This is a genomic window from Georgenia phoenicis, assembly GCF_047302425.1.
Classification (GTDB): Bacteria; Actinomycetota; Actinomycetes; order Actinomycetales; family Actinomycetaceae; genus Oceanitalea.
Genome location: NZ_CP154855.1, coordinates 1,246,907 through 1,263,999 on the forward strand (window position 1 = coordinate 1,246,907; position 17,093 = coordinate 1,263,999).

General features: G+C 72.7%; 19 protein-coding genes. 11 read left to right on the forward strand and 8 right to left on the reverse strand.

From position 1 onward, the window contains the following. Window positions 1-48 precede the first annotated feature (48 nt). A complete protein-coding gene (locus AA0005_RS05965; protein WP_413452495.1) occupies window positions 49-1,095 on the reverse strand; it encodes a multicopper oxidase domain-containing protein in 1,047 nt (348 codons plus the stop codon). 535 nt (window positions 1,096-1,630) lie between these two features. Between AA0005_RS05965 and AA0005_RS05970 the strand changes: the two genes are divergently transcribed. From AA0005_RS05970 to AA0005_RS05980, 3 genes are all read left to right on the forward strand, one after another. Next, window positions 1,631-2,599, forward strand: a complete 969-nt coding sequence (locus tag AA0005_RS05970; protein WP_413452496.1) for a hypothetical protein — start codon at window positions 1,631-1,633, stop codon at window positions 2,597-2,599. A gap of 83 nt (window positions 2,600-2,682) precedes the next feature. Continuing rightward, complete coding sequence (locus tag AA0005_RS05975) at window positions 2,683-3,345, forward strand: hypothetical protein (RefSeq protein ID WP_413452497.1); 663 nt, start codon at window positions 2,683-2,685, stop codon at window positions 3,343-3,345. 3 nt (window positions 3,346-3,348) lie between these two features. Continuing rightward, window positions 3,349-3,768 carry a DUF4232 domain-containing protein gene (locus AA0005_RS05980; RefSeq protein WP_413452498.1) on the forward strand — a complete coding sequence of 140 codons (420 nt, stop codon included), beginning with the start codon at window positions 3,349-3,351 and terminating at the stop codon, window positions 3,766-3,768. 10 nt (window positions 3,769-3,778) lie between these two features. Here AA0005_RS05980 and AA0005_RS05985 read toward each other — a convergent pair whose 3' ends face one another. Then, entirely contained in the window at window positions 3,779-5,575 is a 1,797-nt protein-coding gene (locus tag AA0005_RS05985; protein WP_413452499.1) for a gamma-glutamyltransferase family protein, read from the reverse strand. A gap of 104 nt (window positions 5,576-5,679) precedes the next feature. Between AA0005_RS05985 and AA0005_RS05990 the strand changes: the two genes are divergently transcribed. Genes AA0005_RS05990 through AA0005_RS06005 form a run of 4 tightly spaced genes read left to right on the forward strand, consistent with a single transcriptional unit; the run spans window position 5,680 to window position 7,959 of the window. After that, the gene (locus AA0005_RS05990; protein ID WP_413452500.1) at window positions 5,680-6,018 is read left to right on the forward strand and encodes a PadR family transcriptional regulator; all 339 of its coding nucleotides are present in this window, start codon (window positions 5,680-5,682) and stop codon (window positions 6,016-6,018) included. A 2-nt stretch (window positions 6,019-6,020) separates the two neighbouring features. Further along, window positions 6,021-6,401 (forward strand): DUF1048 domain-containing protein, encoded by a 381-nt coding sequence (locus tag AA0005_RS05995; protein ID WP_413453066.1) that lies wholly within the window; start codon window positions 6,021-6,023, stop codon window positions 6,399-6,401. Next, on the forward strand, window positions 6,398-7,198 hold the full coding sequence (locus AA0005_RS06000) for an ABC transporter ATP-binding protein (RefSeq protein ID WP_413452501.1): 801 nt from the start codon (window positions 6,398-6,400) through the stop codon (window positions 7,196-7,198). The genes AA0005_RS05995 and AA0005_RS06000 overlap by 4 nt, the downstream gene beginning before the upstream one ends. After that, entirely contained in the window at window positions 7,195-7,959 is a 765-nt protein-coding gene (locus tag AA0005_RS06005) for an ABC transporter permease (protein WP_413452502.1), read from the forward strand. The genes AA0005_RS06000 and AA0005_RS06005 overlap by 4 nt, the downstream gene beginning before the upstream one ends. Before the next feature lie 88 nt (window positions 7,960-8,047). Here the strand turns inward: AA0005_RS06005 and AA0005_RS06010 are convergent, their stop codons facing one another. After that, window positions 8,048-9,571, reverse strand: coding sequence for a DUF222 domain-containing protein (locus tag AA0005_RS06010; RefSeq protein WP_413452503.1), 1,524 nt, complete (start codon window positions 9,569-9,571; stop codon window positions 8,048-8,050). Window positions 9,572-9,679: 108 nt separating this feature from the next. Here AA0005_RS06010 and AA0005_RS06015 point away from each other — a divergent pair, with 108 nt between their 5' ends. After that, window positions 9,680-10,312, forward strand: coding sequence for a class I SAM-dependent methyltransferase (locus AA0005_RS06015; protein WP_413452504.1), 633 nt, complete (start codon window positions 9,680-9,682; stop codon window positions 10,310-10,312). Here the strand turns inward: AA0005_RS06015 and AA0005_RS06020 are convergent. Beyond that, on the reverse strand, window positions 10,278-11,297 hold the full coding sequence (locus AA0005_RS06020) for an LLM class flavin-dependent oxidoreductase (RefSeq protein ID WP_413452505.1): 1,020 nt from the start codon (window positions 11,295-11,297) through the stop codon (window positions 10,278-10,280). The two genes, AA0005_RS06015 and AA0005_RS06020, sit on opposite strands and share 35 nt — an antisense overlap. 106 nt (window positions 11,298-11,403) lie before the next feature. On the opposite strand from AA0005_RS06020, the gene AA0005_RS06025 reads away from it, so the two are divergent. After that, a complete protein-coding gene (locus AA0005_RS06025; RefSeq protein WP_413452506.1) occupies window positions 11,404-11,979 on the forward strand; it encodes a hemerythrin domain-containing protein in 576 nt (191 codons plus the stop codon). A 548-nt stretch (window positions 11,980-12,527) separates the two neighbouring features. Here the strand turns inward: AA0005_RS06025 and AA0005_RS06030 are convergent. Next, window positions 12,528-13,202, reverse strand: coding sequence for a GntR family transcriptional regulator (locus AA0005_RS06030; protein WP_413452507.1), 675 nt, complete (start codon window positions 13,200-13,202; stop codon window positions 12,528-12,530). 129 nt (window positions 13,203-13,331) lie between these two features. Here AA0005_RS06030 and AA0005_RS06035 point away from each other — a divergent pair, with 129 nt between their 5' ends. Beyond that, window positions 13,332-13,973: a dihydrofolate reductase family protein gene (locus AA0005_RS06035; RefSeq protein WP_413452508.1), complete on the forward strand. Its 642-nt coding sequence runs from the start codon at window positions 13,332-13,334 to the stop codon at window positions 13,971-13,973. A gap of 18 nt (window positions 13,974-13,991) precedes the next feature. On the opposite strand, the gene AA0005_RS06040 is transcribed toward AA0005_RS06035, so the two are convergent. Both AA0005_RS06040 and arsM read right to left on the reverse strand, forming a co-directional pair. Continuing rightward, a complete protein-coding gene (locus AA0005_RS06040; protein ID WP_413452509.1) occupies window positions 13,992-14,390 on the reverse strand; it encodes an arsenate reductase ArsC in 399 nt (132 codons plus the stop codon). 10 nt (window positions 14,391-14,400) lie between these two features. Beyond that, a complete protein-coding gene (gene arsM, locus AA0005_RS06045; RefSeq protein ID WP_413452510.1) occupies window positions 14,401-15,174 on the reverse strand; it encodes an arsenite methyltransferase in 774 nt (257 codons plus the stop codon). Window positions 15,175-15,257: 83 nt separating this feature from the next. Between arsM and AA0005_RS06050 the strand changes: the two genes are divergently transcribed. After that, complete coding sequence (locus AA0005_RS06050; protein ID WP_413452511.1) at window positions 15,258-15,596, forward strand: metalloregulator ArsR/SmtB family transcription factor; 339 nt, start codon at window positions 15,258-15,260, stop codon at window positions 15,594-15,596. 3 nt (window positions 15,597-15,599) lie between these two features. On the opposite strand, the gene AA0005_RS06055 is transcribed toward AA0005_RS06050, so the two are convergent. Then, window positions 15,600-17,048 (reverse strand): fumarylacetoacetate hydrolase family protein, encoded by a 1,449-nt coding sequence (locus tag AA0005_RS06055; protein WP_413452512.1) that lies wholly within the window; start codon window positions 17,046-17,048, stop codon window positions 15,600-15,602. Window positions 17,049-17,093 lie beyond the last annotated feature (45 nt).

The window sequence follows — 17,093 nt, forward strand, 5'->3', positions numbered from 1 at the left end:
TGTGTGACGGACGAGGACGGCCCGGCGGCAGTGCCGGGCCGCGTGCTGCTAGTGGTGGCCGCCTCCTTCGTGGTTGTGGAACCAGTCGATGGACTCCTGGGCGCCGGGCGGCATGCTCCCGTCCGCGTTGCGGACGAGGAAGATGCCGGACATTCCGGCGTCGGAGTGGAACTGGACGTGGCAGTGGTACATCCACGCTCCGGGGCCGACGTCCTCCCCGGCGACCACCTGGAAGCCGAAGGAGTCGCCGCCGTTGAGGTCGCGGTTGTCGATGATCTGGCTGGGGTCGCGGGGCCCCTCGAGGTAGCCGGTGCGGTTGTTGGCCCAGCGGTGGGCGTGCAGGTGGAAGGTGTGGAACATGTCGCCGTGGCCGATGCAGATGAACTCGACGGTCTCGCCGTGGTTCGCCTCGAACATCGGCGTGTGCGGGGCGATCTTGTTGTTGACGAGCATCCCGTTGAAGACCACCGTGAACTGGCGGTCGGGCAGGATGTCGCCCCGGCGGCGGACGATCAGCGCCCCGTAGAGCCCCGCGGCGACTCCCGCGGTGCCGTGCGGCGTGCCCATGGCGTGGTCGTGGTAGTGCCAGTAGCCGGCGGTGCCGGGACGGGTCCAGCGGCCCATCGCCCGCTCCCCGGTGGTGCGCCAGACGTAGGTGCGCGTCTCGCCGGGGCGGTTGTAGGAGTTGTTGAAGGGCGAGCCGTCGGAGTTGACGTCGTAGAGCACCCCGTGGGGGTGGATGGACACGTCCCGGTCGGTCGTGTTGACCAGGGTGATCTCCATCGTGTCGCCCTCGTACATCTCGAGGACCGGCCCGGGGATCGTCGCCTTGCCGGGCTCCAGGCCGTAGCCGGTCTGCCCGCCGCCGAGGTCCTCGACGTACATCGTCACCCTGTGGACGGTGCCGGCCGCGGTGGCCGCAGCTGCCGCGCGGGTGGCCGCGCCGGCCGGTGGCGCGGCGGCCGGTGGCGCGGCGGCCGCCGTCGACCCGAGCGCGGCCACCGTGGCCGGGACGAACATCGCGGCGGCGGCACCGGCGAGGACGCTGCGGCGTGAGAGACCGGCGTCGGCGCGCGGTACGGACGTGTCTGTCATGTGGAGGCTCCCGTCGTCTCGACAGACACCTCGGTCGTGCGCACCTCGCCGGCAGGACCCCCCGACGACGACGCGCGGTTCCTTCCGCGCGTCGTTGCGACTACCGAGGCGTGAGGCATATCACCAAACGCCCTGACAGTAGAGCGCACTTCTGGCGCGCGTCAAGCAAAAGATGAAACGTCAATTACGAACTGGTCGCTGTCGGGCAATGTGTGCGCCAACTTCTGCACATGAATCTTCCGAAGGGGCTTGCCAGTTCGCGCCGGAGGCGATTGACTCCCTCCTGGGGGTTGCCCCGACAGTGATGTCGTCCAGAGGGCAGGAGTGACAGATGGGGTCACGACAGGCGTGCTCGTGGCGCAGACCGGTGCGCGCACCGGCCGCGCCGTGCCCGGTGCCGGGCAGCGCGCAGGCACCGGCGTCCCGCCTCGCACAGCCCTGAGCCGGTGCTGCCCTCGCCATCCACCGCCTCGCGCGCAGGCCGCCGACGCCGTCGTCGCTGTGCCGGGGACATGTCACCGCACAAGGAGAAACCATGCGTAAGAGAATGACCACGGTCCTCATCGGGGGACTGGCGCTCGCCGGCTTCGGCGCGGTCGGCCCCGCCCAGGCGGCCCTGACCACCTTCTGCGACGGCCACGCCGGTGGGGTCACCGTTCCCGGTGACCTCGTCGTCGGCGCGGGCGACGCCTGCTCGCTCGAGGACACGGTCATCAACGGCAACGTGCGGGTTGCCGCCGGTGCCGATCTCGTCGCGACCGGCCTCACGGTCAACGGCAACGTCACCGTCCAGGACGAGGGCTACCTCGACCTCGCCGAGTCCACCGTCACGGGCAACGTCGTCAACCGCGGCGCCTTCGGCGTCTACCTCGACTACACGAACGCGAACGCCTACACGGCCAACGCCAACGTCAACCCCGAGGGCTTCCTCTGGACCTTCGAGTCCGACTTCTCCGGCCGGGTCCTGGCCACCGGCGGCTCCGTGCTGCTGGAGAGCACGGTCGTCAACCGGGCGGTCGAGTCGAGCGACACCCAGTACACCGACATCCTCGACACCGTCGTCGGCGGTGCGCTCACCGTCACGGGTGCTGACTTCGGTGCCCTCGTCTGCGGCAGCGAGGTGGACGGCCACGCGACCTTCGCCAGCAACGGCGAGGGTGTGCAGCTGGGCGCCGGTGGCGCCCTCGGCGAGTGCGACCTCGGCACGAGCGTGTGGGGTGGCAACGTGACGATCGCCGGCACCGCCGGCCACGTCCAGGTCTCGGACAACATCATCCGCGGCAACCTCTCCGGCACCGGCAACGGCTCGGTCGCCCAGAGCGACAACCGCATCCGCGGCGAGCTCCAGGGCCAGTTCGCCGAGCAGGCGCAGATGCGCATGCAGATGCAGCTCGAGGCGCCGGCCGCCGAGGCGCCCGAGCGTCAGGTGCTCGAGCAGCTGCGCTCCGAGCGTCACGCCCAGGCCGAGGCCGACGCCCTGGCCGCCGGTCCCGCCAAGCTCTGACCGGCTCGGTGCCGGGAGTCGCGGGTCGGCTCCCGGCACCCAGACCGGCCCGGGAGGTGTCCGGCAGGCACTAGCCTCCTGCCGTGCGACTTCTCCGGGCCGGTCTCCCCGCCCTCCTCGCGGCCGGCCTCTGGCTGGCCAGCGCCTGGATCGAGTGGCTGAGCCGCAGCCGGTCCGGGCTCCTTCTCGAGGTCCTCGACCTCCTCGCGCCCGAGACCGTCCCGATCACCCAGCTCACGGCGCCCGCGCCCTGGCCGCTGGTCCTCGCGGTCCTCTCCGCCCTCACCCTCGTGGGCGGCTACAGCGCCGGGCTCGCCCTCGTCCGGGTCCGACGGCGGGAGGCACCCGCCCTCACGACGCTCGCCGCCTACTGGATGTGCGCCGTCCTCGCCGCCGGGGTGACCTCGGCGGTGCCCTTCGTCGCGACGGTGGTCGACGCGCTCGCCGCGGGTCAACGACCGTCCTCGCTCGCGGGCACCTACCTCCTCACGGCGGCGCACTGGGGCATGGTCTGGGGCTGGCTGCCCGCGCTGCTCGCCCGCGCCCTCGACACCGACGACGGCGCGCCGCGCTCGCGGGCCGGCCTCGCGGGCGCCGGTGCGCTCGTCCTCCTCGCCGCCGCGGTGGGCGCCGTGGTGGCCGTGCCGGCCGCCGACGCGGCCCGGGCGGCGGCGGCTGCGACCGAGCCCGAGCCGGAGCCCGAGGCCACCGGCACGCCCGTGCCCGAGGTGGCGCCGGGGGAGTGACAGGTGGACCCGCTGTGGTGCACGAGCGGCCAGCTCGAGGTCACCGCCGGTGAGGTGGAGGCCGCGCTCGGGGTGCGGGCGCTGCCCGTCCGCGTGACGAACGTGGCCGACGCTCCCTGTGTGCTCGAGGGCTACCCCGACGTCGCCTTCGGCCACAGCCTCACCGGAGCACTGGACGTGGAGGTCGACCACGGCGGGCACACGGTGGTCGAGGACCCGGGCGCGCACCGCGTCGAGCTGCGGCCCGGCGAGCGGGCGGTGACCGTCCTGGGCTGGCGCACCCCGGCGGCGTCGGCGGTGGAGCCGGCCGACCAGCTGCACGTCGCGGGCCACCACGGTGCCCGGCGGCAGGTCGTCGAGGCGGACACCGACATCACCGGTGGCACGGTGTCCGTGACGGCCTGGGCGCTGGAGACCGACTGAGCCGCGGCTCCTAGCGGCCGGCCGCGTAGCCCTGCATGCCGCGCGGGTTCGCCGCCGCCCCGAGCACACCCGTGGCGGGGTCGCAGGTCACCACCGAGATCCGCCCGAGCGCCCAGTCCCCGGCGCGCGTCACGCGGTGGCCGCGCCGCTCGAGCTCGGCGATGACGTCCTCGCCCAGCCGGTCCTCGACGACGGCGCTGCCCGGCGCCCAGGTGCGCGGCCAGAAGGAGTCGGGCATCGACCGCGTATGGAGCATCGGCGCGTCGATCGCCTGCTGCGGGTCCCAGCCGCCGACGATCGTGCGCAGCAGGTAGAGCAGCTGCCACTGGTCCTGCTGGTCGCCGCCCGGTGAGCCGAGCGCCGCCACCGCCTGCCCGTCGCGCAGCACGAGCGTGGGGCTGAGCGTCGTCCGCGGCCGCCGACCCGGCTCGAGGGACGACGCCGCTCCCTCCTCCAGCCACATCATCTGCAGCCGCGTGCCCAGGCAGAAGCCGAGCTCCGGGATCGTCGGGGAGGACTGCAGCCAGCCGCCCGACGGCGTCGCGGAGATTATGTTGCCCCAGCGGTCGACGACGTCGATGTGGCAGGTGTCCCCGCGCACGACGCCGGCCCGCGAGACCGTGGGCTCACCGGTCCCCGGCGGGGCCGGGGTGTAGGACTCGCGCAGCGGCACGGCGAAGGGCTCCCTGCCGGCCACGCGGCCGGGGCGGATCTCGGCGCTCGCGGTCTCACCGACGAGGGCCCGTCTTTCGGCCGCGTAGTCCGCGGAGAGGAGGTGCTCCAGCGCGGCGGCGGCCGCGTCATCGTCGCCGTAGTAGGCGTCCCGGTCGGCGAGGGCGAGCTTGAGGACCTCGAGGACGGTGTGGGCGCCGACGGCGGTGGACGGGTCGAGCCGCTCGTCGTCCAGGCCGTCGAGGAGGGTGAGCATCTGGAGGAGTGCCGGGCCCTGGCCCCAGGCGCCGGTCTTGGCGACCGTGTGGCCGCGAAACTGCGCCGTCGTCGCCGGTTCGTAGCCGGCGGAGAAGGAGGCGAAGTCCTCGACCGTGATGACGCCCGGGTAGGTCCCGCCGCCGGAGTGGCGGTGCGGGACCGTGGCGAAGGCGGCGGCCGCCTCGGCGACGAAGCCCTCGCGCCAGGCGGTCCGGGCCGCCTCGATGCGGGCCACGCGGTCCCCGGACCCGGCGGCGGCGAGCCGCTCGAGGGTGCGCGCGTAGGCCTCGTTGCGGACGAGCTCACCCGGCTCCGGCACGCGCCCGTCCGGCAGCCACTGGTCCGCCGAGGTTGTCCAGTGCTCGGTGAAGAGGTCGCGCACCTGGGCGATCGTGCGGCACACGGCGGGCAGGACCGGGTGGCCGTCGCGGGCGTAGCCGATGGCGGGGGCGAGGACGTCGGCGAGCTCCCAGGTGCCGTGGTCGCGCAGGAGGACGAGCCAGGCGTCGACGGCGCCGGGCACCGCCGCGGCGAGCGCGCCCGCCCCGGGGACGAGCTCGAGCCCGAGCCCGCGGAAGTGCTCGCGAGTGGCGCCGGCCGGCGCAGGGCCCTGGCCCATGAGGACGACCGGGTCCCCGGGGGCGTCGGCGGTGACGAAGATGGCCGGCATGTCGCCGCCCGGGCCGTTGAGGTGCGGCTCGACGACATGGAGGACGAAGCCCGCGGCCGCCGCGGCGTCGAAGGCGTTGCCGCCGCGCTCGAGGACGGACTGGGCGGTCGCCGTCGCGATCCAGTGCGTCGTCGCCGTCATCCCGAAGGTTCCCCGGAGCGTGGGGCGGGTGGTGAAGGCGGGCGGCGGGGTGAACGCGGCTGGCATCGACACAGGGTACGAAAAGTCCTCGGTATTCAGTGTTGCCAAGTACCGGTACCTAGCGCTACTTTGTACCGGTACCTGATGTCACTAAGTAGAGGCGGTGCCCCGTGGCGAGTCAGATGACGGAGATGCTCAAGGGGACTCTCGAGGGGATCGTCCTCGCGATCCTCGGCGAGCGGGCGGCGTACGGGTACGAGATCACCGCGAGCCTGCGGGACCGGGGCTTCGCGGACATCGCGGAGGGCACGGTCTACGCCCTGCTCGTCCGCATCGAGCAGCGCGGGCTCGTGGACGTGGAGAAGGTCCCGTCCGAGAAGGGCCCGCCGCGCAAGGTGTACACGCTCAACGCGCAGGGGGAGGAGCGGCTCGCCGAGTTCTGGCGGACGTGGAGGTTCCTCGCCGAGCGCATCGACCAGCTTGACGACAACGACGACGAAAGGGCATGACGATGGTGGGAAAGTGGATCGAGGCGATCACCGGATCGCTCGAGCAGAAGAAGCAGTACCGCGCGGACATGGCGCGCATCGACGGGCTCCCCGAGCCCTACCGGGCAGCAGCCCGGGCCATGCACCGGTACGTCCTGCAGACCGGCGGGGTGACCGACGGTGACGTCCTCATCACGATGGTCACCGACCTCGCCGACCTGTGGGAGCGGGCGGCGGTGGACGGCACCCCGGTGCGGGCCATCGTCGGGGAGGACCCGGTGGACTTCGCCGAGTCCTTCGCGCGGGCCTACGGCGGCAAGGAGTGGCAGGCCAAGGAGCGCGAGCGTCTCACGACGGCGATCGACGCTGCTGCGGGTGACGGTGGGGCGGTGAGGGACGAGTGAGCGCGACGGCCACCCGCACGCCGGCCGTCCGGGTGCGGGGTGTGCGGAAGTCCTTCGGTGAGCTGGAGGTGCTCCGCGGCGTGGACCTCGAGGTCGCGCCGGGCACCATCCACGCGCTCCTCGGCTCGAACGGCGCCGGCAAGACGACGCTCGTGCGGATCCTCTCGACGCTGCTCCGGGCCGACGCCGGCACGGCGAGCGTCCACGGCCACGACGTCGCCGACGCTCCCGGCCGCGTGCGGGAGTCGATCAGCCTCACCGGCCAGTTCGCCGCCGTCGACGAGGTGCTCACCGGCCGCGAGAACCTCGTGCTCGTCGCGCGGCTACGCCACCTGCCGGACCCGGACGCCGTCGCCGACGACATGCTCGCCCGCTTCTCCCTCACGGAGGCGGGCGGGCGCCGGGCGGGGGACTACTCCGGCGGCATGCGGCGCCGGCTCGACATCGCGATGAGCCTCGTCGGAGACCCGCCCGTCATCTTCCTCGACGAGCCGACCACCGGGCTGGACCCGCAGGCGCGCGTCGAGGTGTGGCGGACCGTCAAGCAGCTCGCCGACGGCGGGACCACGGTGCTCCTCACCACCCAGTACCTCGACGAGGCCGAGCAGCTCGCCGACCGGATCGCGATCCTCCACGAGGGCACGATCATCCAGGACGGCACCCTCGCCGAGCTCAAGCGGCTGCTGCCCTCGGCGACCGTCGAGTACGTCGAGAAGCAGCCCACCCTCGAGGAGGTCTTCCTCGCCCTCGTCGGGGGAACCGGCGGTTCCGCGCCCGCAGGAAGGGAGCTGTCATGACCACGCACGTCCTCGGCGACACCGGCGTCCTCACCGGGCGGTCGCTGCGTCACATCCTCCGCAGTCCCGACACGATCATCACGACGGCGGTCACCCCGATCGCGCTCATGCTCCTGTTCGTCTACGTGCTGGGCGGGGCGATCGACACGGGCGGCGGCGGCTCGTACGTCGACTACCTGCTCCCGGGCATCCTGCTCATCACGATCGCGTCGGGCATCGCCTACACGTCCTACCGGCTGTTCCTCGACATGCAGGGCGGCATCGTCGAGCGCTTCCGGACCATGCCGATCGCCCGCTCGAGCGTGCTGTGGGCGCACGTGCTCACCTCGGTGGTCGCGAACCTGGCCTCGGTGGCGATCGTCATCGGCGTCGCGCTGCTCATGGGCTTCCGGACGGGGGCGTCGGTGGGCGAGTGGCTCGCCGTCGTCGGGATCCTCGCCCTCTTCACCCTGGCCCTCACCTGGGTCGCGGTGATCGCCGGACTGGCCGCGCGGACGGTCGACGGCGCCAGCGCCTTCAGCTACCCGCTCATCTTCCTGCCGTTCATCAGCTCGGCCTTCGTCCCGACGGACACGATGCCCGGCCCGGTCGCGTGGTTCGCCGAGAACCAGCCGGTGACAGCGATCGTCGACACGGTCCGTTCGCTCTTCGCCGGGGATCCGGTGGGCTCGGACATCTGGGTGGCGCTGGCCTGGCTCCTCGGGATCCTCGTCGCCGCCTACGCCGGTGCCGCCGCGATGTACCGCCGCAAGACCGGCTGACACGCGCCAAGGCCGGCTCACGCGCGCCGGTCTCGGGTCCTCCCACCGCCCCGTGCCGGGTGGTGGGCAGACCTGTCCCCTGGGGTTTCTAGGTCTGTTCGTGCTGGGCGGTGATGAGCTGGCCGTGGCGGGTGTAGAAGTACCAGCGGCCTGCTGCGCGGGCGATGGTGATGCCGTAGGCGTGGACCCAGTCGTGGTGGTGCCAGCACAGCAGGATCCCGTGCTCCACACACGTGTTGCCGCCGTCGCGGTACCACTGCAGGGAGTGGTGGATCTCCCCGACGCCGGGTGGTTGGTCGCAGTCGGGGTACTGGCACTTCTTGTCGCGGGCGATGATGGCCCGCACCATGTGGGCGGGGAAGATCCGCTGCTCCCTGCCCACGTCCAGCACTGTGGACTCGGGTCCGAAGACCACCCGGGAGAGGCTCGACTCGCACACGAGGCGGAGCAGCATGGCCGGCGGGACTGGGGTGCCGTCCTCCAGGGTGGCGGGGGTGATGCCGGTCAACGCTCGGGGGTCGATGGCGGTGGAGATGACGTGGGTGTCACCCGGCTGCCACGCGTCCATCCACTCCTTGGCCTCCGGGGACAGCTGGAACGGGTCACCGGCGGGCCGATTCGGGTCGCGCGGTCCACCGGGGGCGGTGAGGGTGGCCTCTTCCCAGAAGCCGAGCTCGGCGCCCGGCTCGTGCTCCCGCCCACTCGTGGTGACCGGCGGCTGGGGCGACCCGGTGGCCGCGGCCAGTGCCCGCAGGGTGTCCAGGTCGGTGGTGACGGTGACGTGGGGGCGGATGCGGGCACCCTTGCCCTGCTCCCCGGCATCCAGCGACTGGCGGGCCAGCGACGTCAGTGCCGCCGCCCTCCGTTGGGCCGGGGTGCGCTCATCGCCCTTGGCCTTGCGGCCCATGTGGGCGCGCAGTGCGGTGTCGACGGTCTGACCGGAGAGCTCATCGAGCCACCCGTTGAGGTGGTAGCCGTCCATCGTGCGCGACAACGTGAGCTGCTCCTTGGCGCCGTCCTCCCGCCAGGCGCGGTCGGCGGCCTCGGGGTCGGCGGCGATGGCCCAGGTGGCGACGAGCTTGGCGAAGGACGTGGCGTCCATCTGCTCGGCCTGCTCCACCAGGAAGCCCTCACCGAGCTCCTCGTCGGTCAGCTGCATCCGCTGGCGGGTGGTGGTGATCGCCCCGCGCACGAGCACACTGACGTGCTCCTCACTGATCCGCCCCTGCGCCAGCGCCGCCCGCGCCCGGGGCAGCAGGTCGCGCAGCGCCCGCGCCTGACGCACCTGCCGCGCCGCCCCCTGCGCCGTCGCATCCGTGCGGGTGCGCAGCCACGCGGCAAAGGTCCGCTGACCCTCCAGCGCCCACAGCCCGTTCGCCTCGATCGTGGCCAGTTGCGCCGACCGCATTGCCGCTACGCGCCGCTCGACGAGCTCGGTCCGGTCGAAGACCTCGTGCAGGAGGTGCCCGTCCAGCTCGTGCCAGTCCATCGCCTCCAACCGGGACAGGCGCTCCAGGATCGTGTCCAGCTCACCCATCGCATCGGCCACCACCCCGGTGCCCGAGCCACGGCCAGGGGTGGAACCCGCGCCGCCGGTGATCTCCTCGGTCACGGTTCCCACCTCCTTCGCACCTCTCGATGTGCTGCTGGTCACATCGTCGCAGGGGGGTCTGACATTCGAGCTCGCCCGGTGGACAGACGGCCTGCGTAGGGTCGGGCCGTGCCCATCGCCGAGGTCCGCCAGGCCTACTCCGCCCGCGCCGAGGACTACACGAACGCCGTCGGCCTGATCGAGCACGCGGCTCAGGCGGACAGGGACGCCCTCCTCGCCTGGGCGCGCGGGATCGAGGGCCCCGTCCTCGACGTCGGCTGCGGCCCCGGCCAGTGGACGAGCTTCCTCCACGACCAGGGCATCGACATCGAGGGTGTCGACCCGGTCGACACGTTCATCACCGCCGCCCGCGCCCGCTACCCCGAGGCGCGCTACCGGACCGGGCGGGCCGAGGGCCTCGGCCTCCCGGACGGCAGCCTCGGCGGGGTCCTCGCCTGGTTTTCGCTCATCCACACCGACCCGCGTCACATCCACGGGCCCCTCGCTGAGCTTGCCCGCTGCCTCCGCCCGGGCGGGAGCCTCGCCGCCGGCTTCTTCGTCGGCGCCGACGGCGAGCCCTTCGACCACGCGATCACGACGGCGTACTTCTGGTCCGTGGAGGGACTCACCAACCGCCTCGACCGGGCGGGTTTCACGGTCGTGGACGTGCAGGTACGGACGGACCCGGGCACCCGGACCCAGGGCCTGATCGTCGCCGAGCGGCGACCTACCGCCACCCCAGCGCCGGCGCGAGGTGCGTGAGCACGCTCTCGATGACGTGGGCGTTGTACTCCACGCCCAGCTGGTTCGGCACCGTGAGCAGCAGCGTGTCCGCGGCGGCGACGGCCTCGTCCTCGGCGAGCTCCTCGACGAGCTTGTCCGGCTCGCCCGCGTAGGACTTCCCGAAGCGCGCGAGCCCGCCCTCCAGGCGCCCGACCTGGTCGGTGGAGTGGGTGTCGCGCCAGAAGAGATGGCGGTCGAGGTCGCTGACGAGCGGGAAGATCGAGCGGCTCACCGACACCCGCGGCGTCCAGTCGTGCCCGGCGGCCGCCCACGCGTCGCGGTAGCGCTGGATCTGCTCGGCCTGGAGCTGGTGGAAGGGCACGCCGGTGTCCTCGGTGAGCAGGGTGGAGCTCATGAGGTTCATCCCGTGCTGGGCGGTCCACTCGGCCGTGGCGCGCGAGCCGGCACCCCACCAGATCCGCCGGCGCAGACCGGGGGAGTGCGGCTCGATGCGCAGCAGCCCGGGCGGGTTGGGGAACATCGGCCGCGGGTTGGGCTCGGCGAAGCCCTCGCCGTCGAGCACCTCGAGGAAGCGGAGCGTGTGGGAACGGGCCATGTCGGCGTCGGAGGTGCCGACGTCGGGCACGTGACCGAAGTACTCGTACCCGCGGATCACCTGCTCGGGTGAGCCGCGGCTGATGCCGAGCTGCAGACGCCCACCGGAGATGAGGTCGGCCGCGCCGGCGTCCTCGGCCATGTAGAGCGGGTTCTCGTAGCGCATGTCGATGACGCCGGTGCCGATCTCGATACGGCTCGTGCGAGCGCCGACGGCGGCGAGGAGCGGGAACGGCGAGGCCAGCTGGCGGGCGAAGTGGTGGACGCGGAAGTACGCGCCGTCGGCCCCGAGCTCCTCGGCGGCGACCGCGAGGTCGATCGACTGGAGCAGTGCGTCGGACGCCGAGCGCACCATCGACTGCGGCGAGGGCGTCCAGTGGCCGAAGGAGAGGAAGCCGATGTTCTTCATGGCCGGGACAACGCGCCGAGCGGGCCGGTATTCCGCCCGACATGCCCGCCGCACGCCCCCGACCTACCCTGCCAAGGCAAGGACGCACACACAGGAGGGCACATCCATGAGCCAGATGCCGGGTACCGCCGAGCAGGACGTCGTCGACTTCCTCACCAACGACCACGCGCTGATGATCGCGCTGCTCGAGACGATCCAGGAGACCGCCGACCCGAAGGAGCGCCGCGACCTCGCCGACACGCTCATCGCGGAGGTCATGCGCCACGCCGTCGCCGAGGAGATGCACGTCTACCCGGCGGTGGAGAAGCACGTGCCCAACGGGAAGGAGGAGGTCGAGCACGACAAGAAGGAGCACGACGAGCTCGTCGACGTCATGAAGCGCATCGAGGACCTCGACTCCGAGGACCCGCGGTTCCTGCAGGAGGTCCGCGAGATGCACGCGCTCCTCAGCCACCACGCCAACGACGAGGAGACCGACCAGTTCCCCAAGCTGCGTCAGCACATCCCCCGGGAGGAGCTCGTCGAGCTGCGCGAGAAGGTCGAGGCGGCGATGAAGGCCGCGCCCACCCGTCCGCACCCCAGCGCCCCGCACTCCGAGCTGTTCCACAAGACGCTCGGCCCGGGCGTCGGGTTCATCGACCGCCTCCGCGACAAGCTCACCGGCCGCAACACCGACGCCTGATCGGGGCCCCGCCCGAGCGCCCGGCGGACCGCGCAGGGCGCTCGCTCGCGGCCCGGGGACGGTGCCGCGCCGCCACCCGCCCGTGTCGGGCCACCGCAACGACGCGCCGACGACGGCGCCTGCGACGGTCCGGGCGCGTCACCTGGCTCGGGGGGAGAAGGTGCCCTGCGAGCGCCTGTCAGCCGATCGGGAACCATGTCGCGTGGAGCGAGCGCGGATCCCGCCCGACGCAATCACGTTCGCCCACCGGGAGCCGTGCGCTTCCGGTCACCGCCAGTCCCGGCCGGCTACCTCCGCTCCCGACCCACCGCCCTCGCTCCCGCCCGGCGGTCGTGGCTCTCGTTCCGCCGTCGTTGATTTCGGTGGGGGAGACGGTTCCCGCCCAGCCGACGCCGTGTCGCGATCTTCTACCGCTGCTCCCGCCGAGCCGACAGGGCTCCGACAAGCACCTCTTCCTCCCCCGGGCCCTGAGCCCGCAGGGGCAGACATCACCCAGCGGCTCGCGTGGCCGCGGGTCGCCTACGCCGTCGACGACGGCGCAGTCCACCTCACCGCGCCGGCGCGGCGGCCGCCTCCTGGCTGAGGAACTCCGTCATCGTCCGCAGCTTGTGCGCCCGGGCCGCCCGCTCGATCTCGTCGAGCGAGCCGCCGTTGCGCATGAGCCCGAGCAGCGCGTCGTGCTCGGCGATCGAGGTGGCGGGGCGGGAGGGCAGGCGGCTGAAGCTCGTGCGCCGGATCATCGCCATGCGCTGCCACTCGCGGTGGACGAGGTCGAGCAGGTGGTCATTGGGGCAGGGCCCGCACAGCACCCGGTGGAAGCGCTCGTTGAGCTCGGTGAAGCGCACCGGGTCGAACTCGCCCTCGTGCAGGGCGCGCATCTCGTCGTTGACACCGGTGGCCTCGTCGAGGTCCTCCTCGGACAGGTGCGGCGCCGCCAGCGAGGTCGCGGCACCCTCGAGGTAGGCGAGGGTCTGCATCGCGTTGGTGTAGTCGCGGGCGTTGACGCCGGCCACCTCCGCGCCGACGTTGCGGGTGAATGTCACCAGCCCCTCGGCCTCGAGGCGGCGCACCGCCTCGCGCACGGGCACCGGGCTGACCTCGGCCTCGCGGGCAATCTTGTCGAGCACGAGCCGGTACCCGGCGCCGTACTCACCGGACAGGATCCGCTCGCGCAGGCGCCGGTAGACCATCTCCGACTTGGAGATCGTGCCTGTCTCGGTCATGGCGTCCCTTCGTCTCCGCGGCCGTACCTCGCCGCACCAGCAACATATACGATGCGTCGCCGATGAGTTAGCGCCGCTCCGGGGGTCCGAACCGGTGACAGCACACCGGCACCGGGAAGGACCCCAGGCATGAGGCTCACCGTTCACACCTTCGTCTCCCTCGACGGCGTCATGCAGGGCCCCGGCAGCCCGGAGGAGGACACCAGCGGCGGCTTCGACCGCGGCGGCTGGGTCGTCCCGCTGGCCGGCGAGGGCTTCGGCCGCGTCGTCGACGGCTGGTTCTCGCGGACCAGCGAGCTCCTCTTCGGCCGGCGCACCTACGAGATCATGGCCGGCTACTGGCCGCAGGTGACCGACCCGGCCGACGGCGTCGCGACCAGGCTCAACGGCTGCCCGAAGCACGTCGTCTCCACCACCCTCACCGAGCCCGCGTGGGACAACACCGCCAGCTTCATCGCCGACGACGTCGCCGCCTCGGTCCGTGCGCTCAAGGAGCGGGCGGGGGAGGAGCTGCAGGTCCACGGGTCCTGGCAGCTGATCCAGACCCTCCACAACGAGGGTCTCGTCGACGAGTTCCGCATCATCGAGTTCCCCGTCATCGTCGGCACGGGCAAGCGGCTCTTCCACGAGGGTGCGGCGCCGACCGGCTTCGACGTCGTCGAGACCGAGGTGCTCGACGACGGGGCCGTCTACCGTGTGCTCACCCCCGTGCCCTTCCGCAGCGGCGTCTACGAGGTCGAGGAGGGGAGTGAGAAGACGACGCTCACGTAGCGTCGCGCGTCCCGACCCTCACGGCAGCAGCTCGGCGAGCAGCGCCTCGACCCGGCGACGGATCTCGTCGCGGATGGGACGCACGGCCGTGAGGTCCTGACCGGCCGGGTCGGCCAGGACCCAGTCCTCGTAGCGCTTGCCCGGGTAGTACGGGCAGGCGTCGCCGCAGCCCATCGTGATGACGACGTCGGCCTCGCGCACCGCCTCGTCGCGCAGGAGCGCGGGTCGGTTGGCGGTGATGTCGATGCCCTCCTCCGCCATGGCCGCGACGGCGACCGGGTTGATCTCCTCCGCGGGCATCGACCCGGCCGAGGTGACGACGACCCGGTCGCCGGCGAGCGCGGTGAGGTAGCCGGCTGCCATCTGGGAGCGGCCGGCGTTGTGGACGCAGACGAACAGCACGGTGGGCGCGGTCATGGTCCCAGTCTCAGGCACGGGGCTTGGTCGCGCGGATGATGGCGCCGTGCATCTGCGGCACCACCTCGTGGGTGTACTCGACGACGACGTCGGTGAACCCGGCCGCCGCCATCCCCTCGAGGTACTCCGCGCGGCTGAGCGCGCCGGCGATGCAGCCGGCGTGCGACCCGCGCTCGGCGCGCTCCTCCGGCGTGAGGTGGTCCTCGGCGACGACGTCGGAGACGCCCACCCGACCCCCGGGCGCGAGGACGCGGAACATCTCCGCGAGCACCGCCGTCTTGTCGGTGGACAGGTTGATGACGCAGTTGGAGATGACGACGTCGACGGCGGCGTCGGGCAGGGGAACCGCCTCGATCGTGCCGTGGAGGAACTCGACGTTCTCGACGCCGGCCTCGGCGGCGTTCGCGCGGGCGAGCTCGAGCATCTCCTGCGTCATGTCGACGCCGTAGGCGAAGCCCGTGGGGCCCACGCGCCGCGCGGAGAGCAGGACGTCGATCCCGCCGCCCGAGCCCAGGTCAAGCACCCGCTCGCCGGGCCGGAGCGCGGCGACGGCGGTCGGGTTGCCGCAGCCGAGGCTCGCGGCCACCGCGTCCCCGGGAAGGGAGACGGCGTCGCGCGCGTCGTACAGGCCCGCGCCGAAGGTGACCTGTGTGCTCGTCGGCCCGCAGCAGCCGGCGCTCGCGGTCCCGCCGAGCACCTCCTCGTTCCCCGCGCCGCCGCGCACCCGCGTCGCCGCCTCGGCGTAGCGCCGCCGCACCTGCTCACGAAGCTCGTTCTCGGCCATCAGTCTCTCCCATCGACAGGAATCAATGCGAGGAGCGTGGCGCACGCATCGACGACTGTCAATACGTGTGGCAGCATTGCCCCATGCCCACCCAGTCCACGCCCGCCGCGTGCTGCACCCCGGTGCTGAGCTCCGCCCTGGACGAGCGGGGCGCGCAGGACCTCGCCGTCGCGTTCAAGGCGCTCGCGGACCCCACGCGCGTCCGGCTGCTCTCGCTCATCGCCGCCGCCCCGGAGGGGGAGGCCTGCATCTGCGACCTCACCGAACCGGTCGGGCTGAGCCAGCCGACGGTCTCCCACCACATGCGGCGGCTGACCGAGGCCGGGCTCGTCGAGCGGGAGCAGCGCGGGAAGTGGGCGTACTACCGCGTGCTCCCGGACGCCCTGCAGGGCCTGGCCCGCGCCATCACGCCGGCCCCGTAGGGCTCAGTCGCGGGCGGCCTTCCACTCCTCGTACCGCGCGCGCCACTCCGCGTTCATCGGGAACAGCCCGTCGACGGCCTCGCCGCGCTGGACCATCTCGAGGACGAAGGCGTCCTCCTCCTCGTGCGCCTCGGCGGCCTCGAGCACCTCGAGGACGAGAGCCGGCGGGATGACGATCGCGCCGTCGTCGTCGGCGACGATGACGTCACCGGGCTGGACGGTGGCGCCGCCGCAGGAGATGGTCACGTCGATCTCCCACGGCACGTGGCGGCGGCCGAGGACGGCGGGGTGCTTGCCGGAGGAGTAGACCGGGAGGCCGATCGAGGCGACGGGGACGGCGTCGCGGACGGCGCCGTCGGTGATGATGCCGGCCGCGCCGCGCACCTTGGCGCGCATGGCGAGGATGTCGCCGAGGGTGCCGGCGGAGGAGTCGCCGCGGGCCTCCATGACGACGACCTCACCCTCGTTGACGGAGTCGACAGCCTGCTTCTGGGCGTTGAAGCCGCCGCCGTGGGAGGCGAAGAGGTCCTTGCGGTAGGGCACGTAGCGCAGCGTGCGCGCCGTGCCGACCAGGCCGCGGCCGGGCACGAGCGGGCGCACGCCGTCCATCGAGACGGTGTCGTAGCCGCGCTTGCGCAGCTGGACCGACAGGGTGGCGACGGCGACCGCGGCCAGGCGCCGGCGCAGCTCCGGGGTGAGTGTGAAGGCGGGCTCGGGCTCCTGGCCCCACGCGTCGGCGCGCTGCGCGTCGTCGACCTTGGGCGGGTTGCCCCACTCGGCGAGCGCGGGGGCGTCGACGACGGCGGTCTCGAGGCGTCCGCTCGTCACGGCAGGGTTGTCGAGGGAGAAGACCTCGACGGCGACGCGCTGGCCGGGCTGCGCGACCGACGCGCCGGCCGGGGTGCCGGTGAGGATGACGTCCCCGCGCTCGAGGGTCATGACGCGGGAGAGGTCGGCGATCATGAGCGCGAAGGGGAAGAGGAGGCCCTCGGTGGAGTCGTCCTGGACGAGCTCGTCGTCCAGCCAGGTGCGCACGCCGAGACGGGCCGGGTCCACCTCGGTGGCCGGGATCAGCCGCGGGCCGACGGGCGTGAAGCCGTCCCCGCCCTTGGAGCGGACGTTGGAGCCCTTGTCCGCGTAGCGCAGGTCGTGCAGGCCGAGGTCGTTGGCGGCGGTGACCCAGCCGACGTGCGCCCACGCCGCCTCGGGGGAGACGTTGCGCGCCGGTGTGCCGATGACGACGGCGATCTCGCCCTCGAAGCCCAGCAGCTCGGTCCCGGCGGGCCGGGCGACGTCGCCCGAGCCGGTGAGGGAGGAGGACGTCTTGAGGAAGTAGGACGGGTGCTTCGGCACGCGGCCGCGCTGCTCCGCGCGCGAGCGGTAGCTCAGGTGGACGGCGATGACCTTGCCCGGCCGGTGGCCCAGCTCAGCGGAGATCGGGTCGGTGGTCATGCGGCAGCGCTCCTCAGCATCGCGGGCGAAGTCGTATACGATCCG

What these genes read in the sequence shown, in the direction of transcription:
- AA0005_RS05965 (WP_413452495.1), bottom strand. Translation starts at nt 1,095, where the DNA reads ATGACAGACACGTCCGTACCGCGCGCCGACGCCGGTCTCTCACGCCGC.
- AA0005_RS05970 (WP_413452496.1), top strand. Translation starts at nt 1,631, where the DNA reads ATGCGTAAGAGAATGACCACGGTCCTCATCGGGGGACTGGCGCTCGCC.
- AA0005_RS05985 (WP_413452499.1), bottom strand. Translation starts at nt 5,575, where the DNA reads ATGCCAGCCGCGTTCACCCCGCCGCCCGCCTTCACCACCCGCCCCACG.
- AA0005_RS05995 (WP_413453066.1), top strand. Translation starts at nt 6,021, where the DNA reads ATGGTGGGAAAGTGGATCGAGGCGATCACCGGATCGCTCGAGCAGAAG.
- AA0005_RS06005 (WP_413452502.1), top strand. Translation starts at nt 7,195, where the DNA reads ATGACCACGCACGTCCTCGGCGACACCGGCGTCCTCACCGGGCGGTCG.
- AA0005_RS06020 (WP_413452505.1), bottom strand. Translation starts at nt 11,297, where the DNA reads ATGAAGAACATCGGCTTCCTCTCCTTCGGCCACTGGACGCCCTCGCCG.
- AA0005_RS06025 (WP_413452506.1), top strand. Translation starts at nt 11,404, where the DNA reads ATGAGCCAGATGCCGGGTACCGCCGAGCAGGACGTCGTCGACTTCCTC.
- AA0005_RS06030 (WP_413452507.1), bottom strand. Translation starts at nt 13,202, where the DNA reads ATGACCGAGACAGGCACGATCTCCAAGTCGGAGATGGTCTACCGGCGC.
- AA0005_RS06035 (WP_413452508.1), top strand. Translation starts at nt 13,332, where the DNA reads ATGAGGCTCACCGTTCACACCTTCGTCTCCCTCGACGGCGTCATGCAG.
- AA0005_RS06040 (WP_413452509.1), bottom strand. Translation starts at nt 14,390, where the DNA reads ATGACCGCGCCCACCGTGCTGTTCGTCTGCGTCCACAACGCCGGCCGC.
- arsM (WP_413452510.1), bottom strand. Translation starts at nt 15,174, where the DNA reads ATGGCCGAGAACGAGCTTCGTGAGCAGGTGCGGCGGCGCTACGCCGAG.
- AA0005_RS06050 (WP_413452511.1), top strand. Translation starts at nt 15,258, where the DNA reads ATGCCCACCCAGTCCACGCCCGCCGCGTGCTGCACCCCGGTGCTGAGC.
- AA0005_RS06055 (WP_413452512.1), bottom strand. Translation starts at nt 17,048, where the DNA reads ATGACCACCGACCCGATCTCCGCTGAGCTGGGCCACCGGCCGGGCAAG.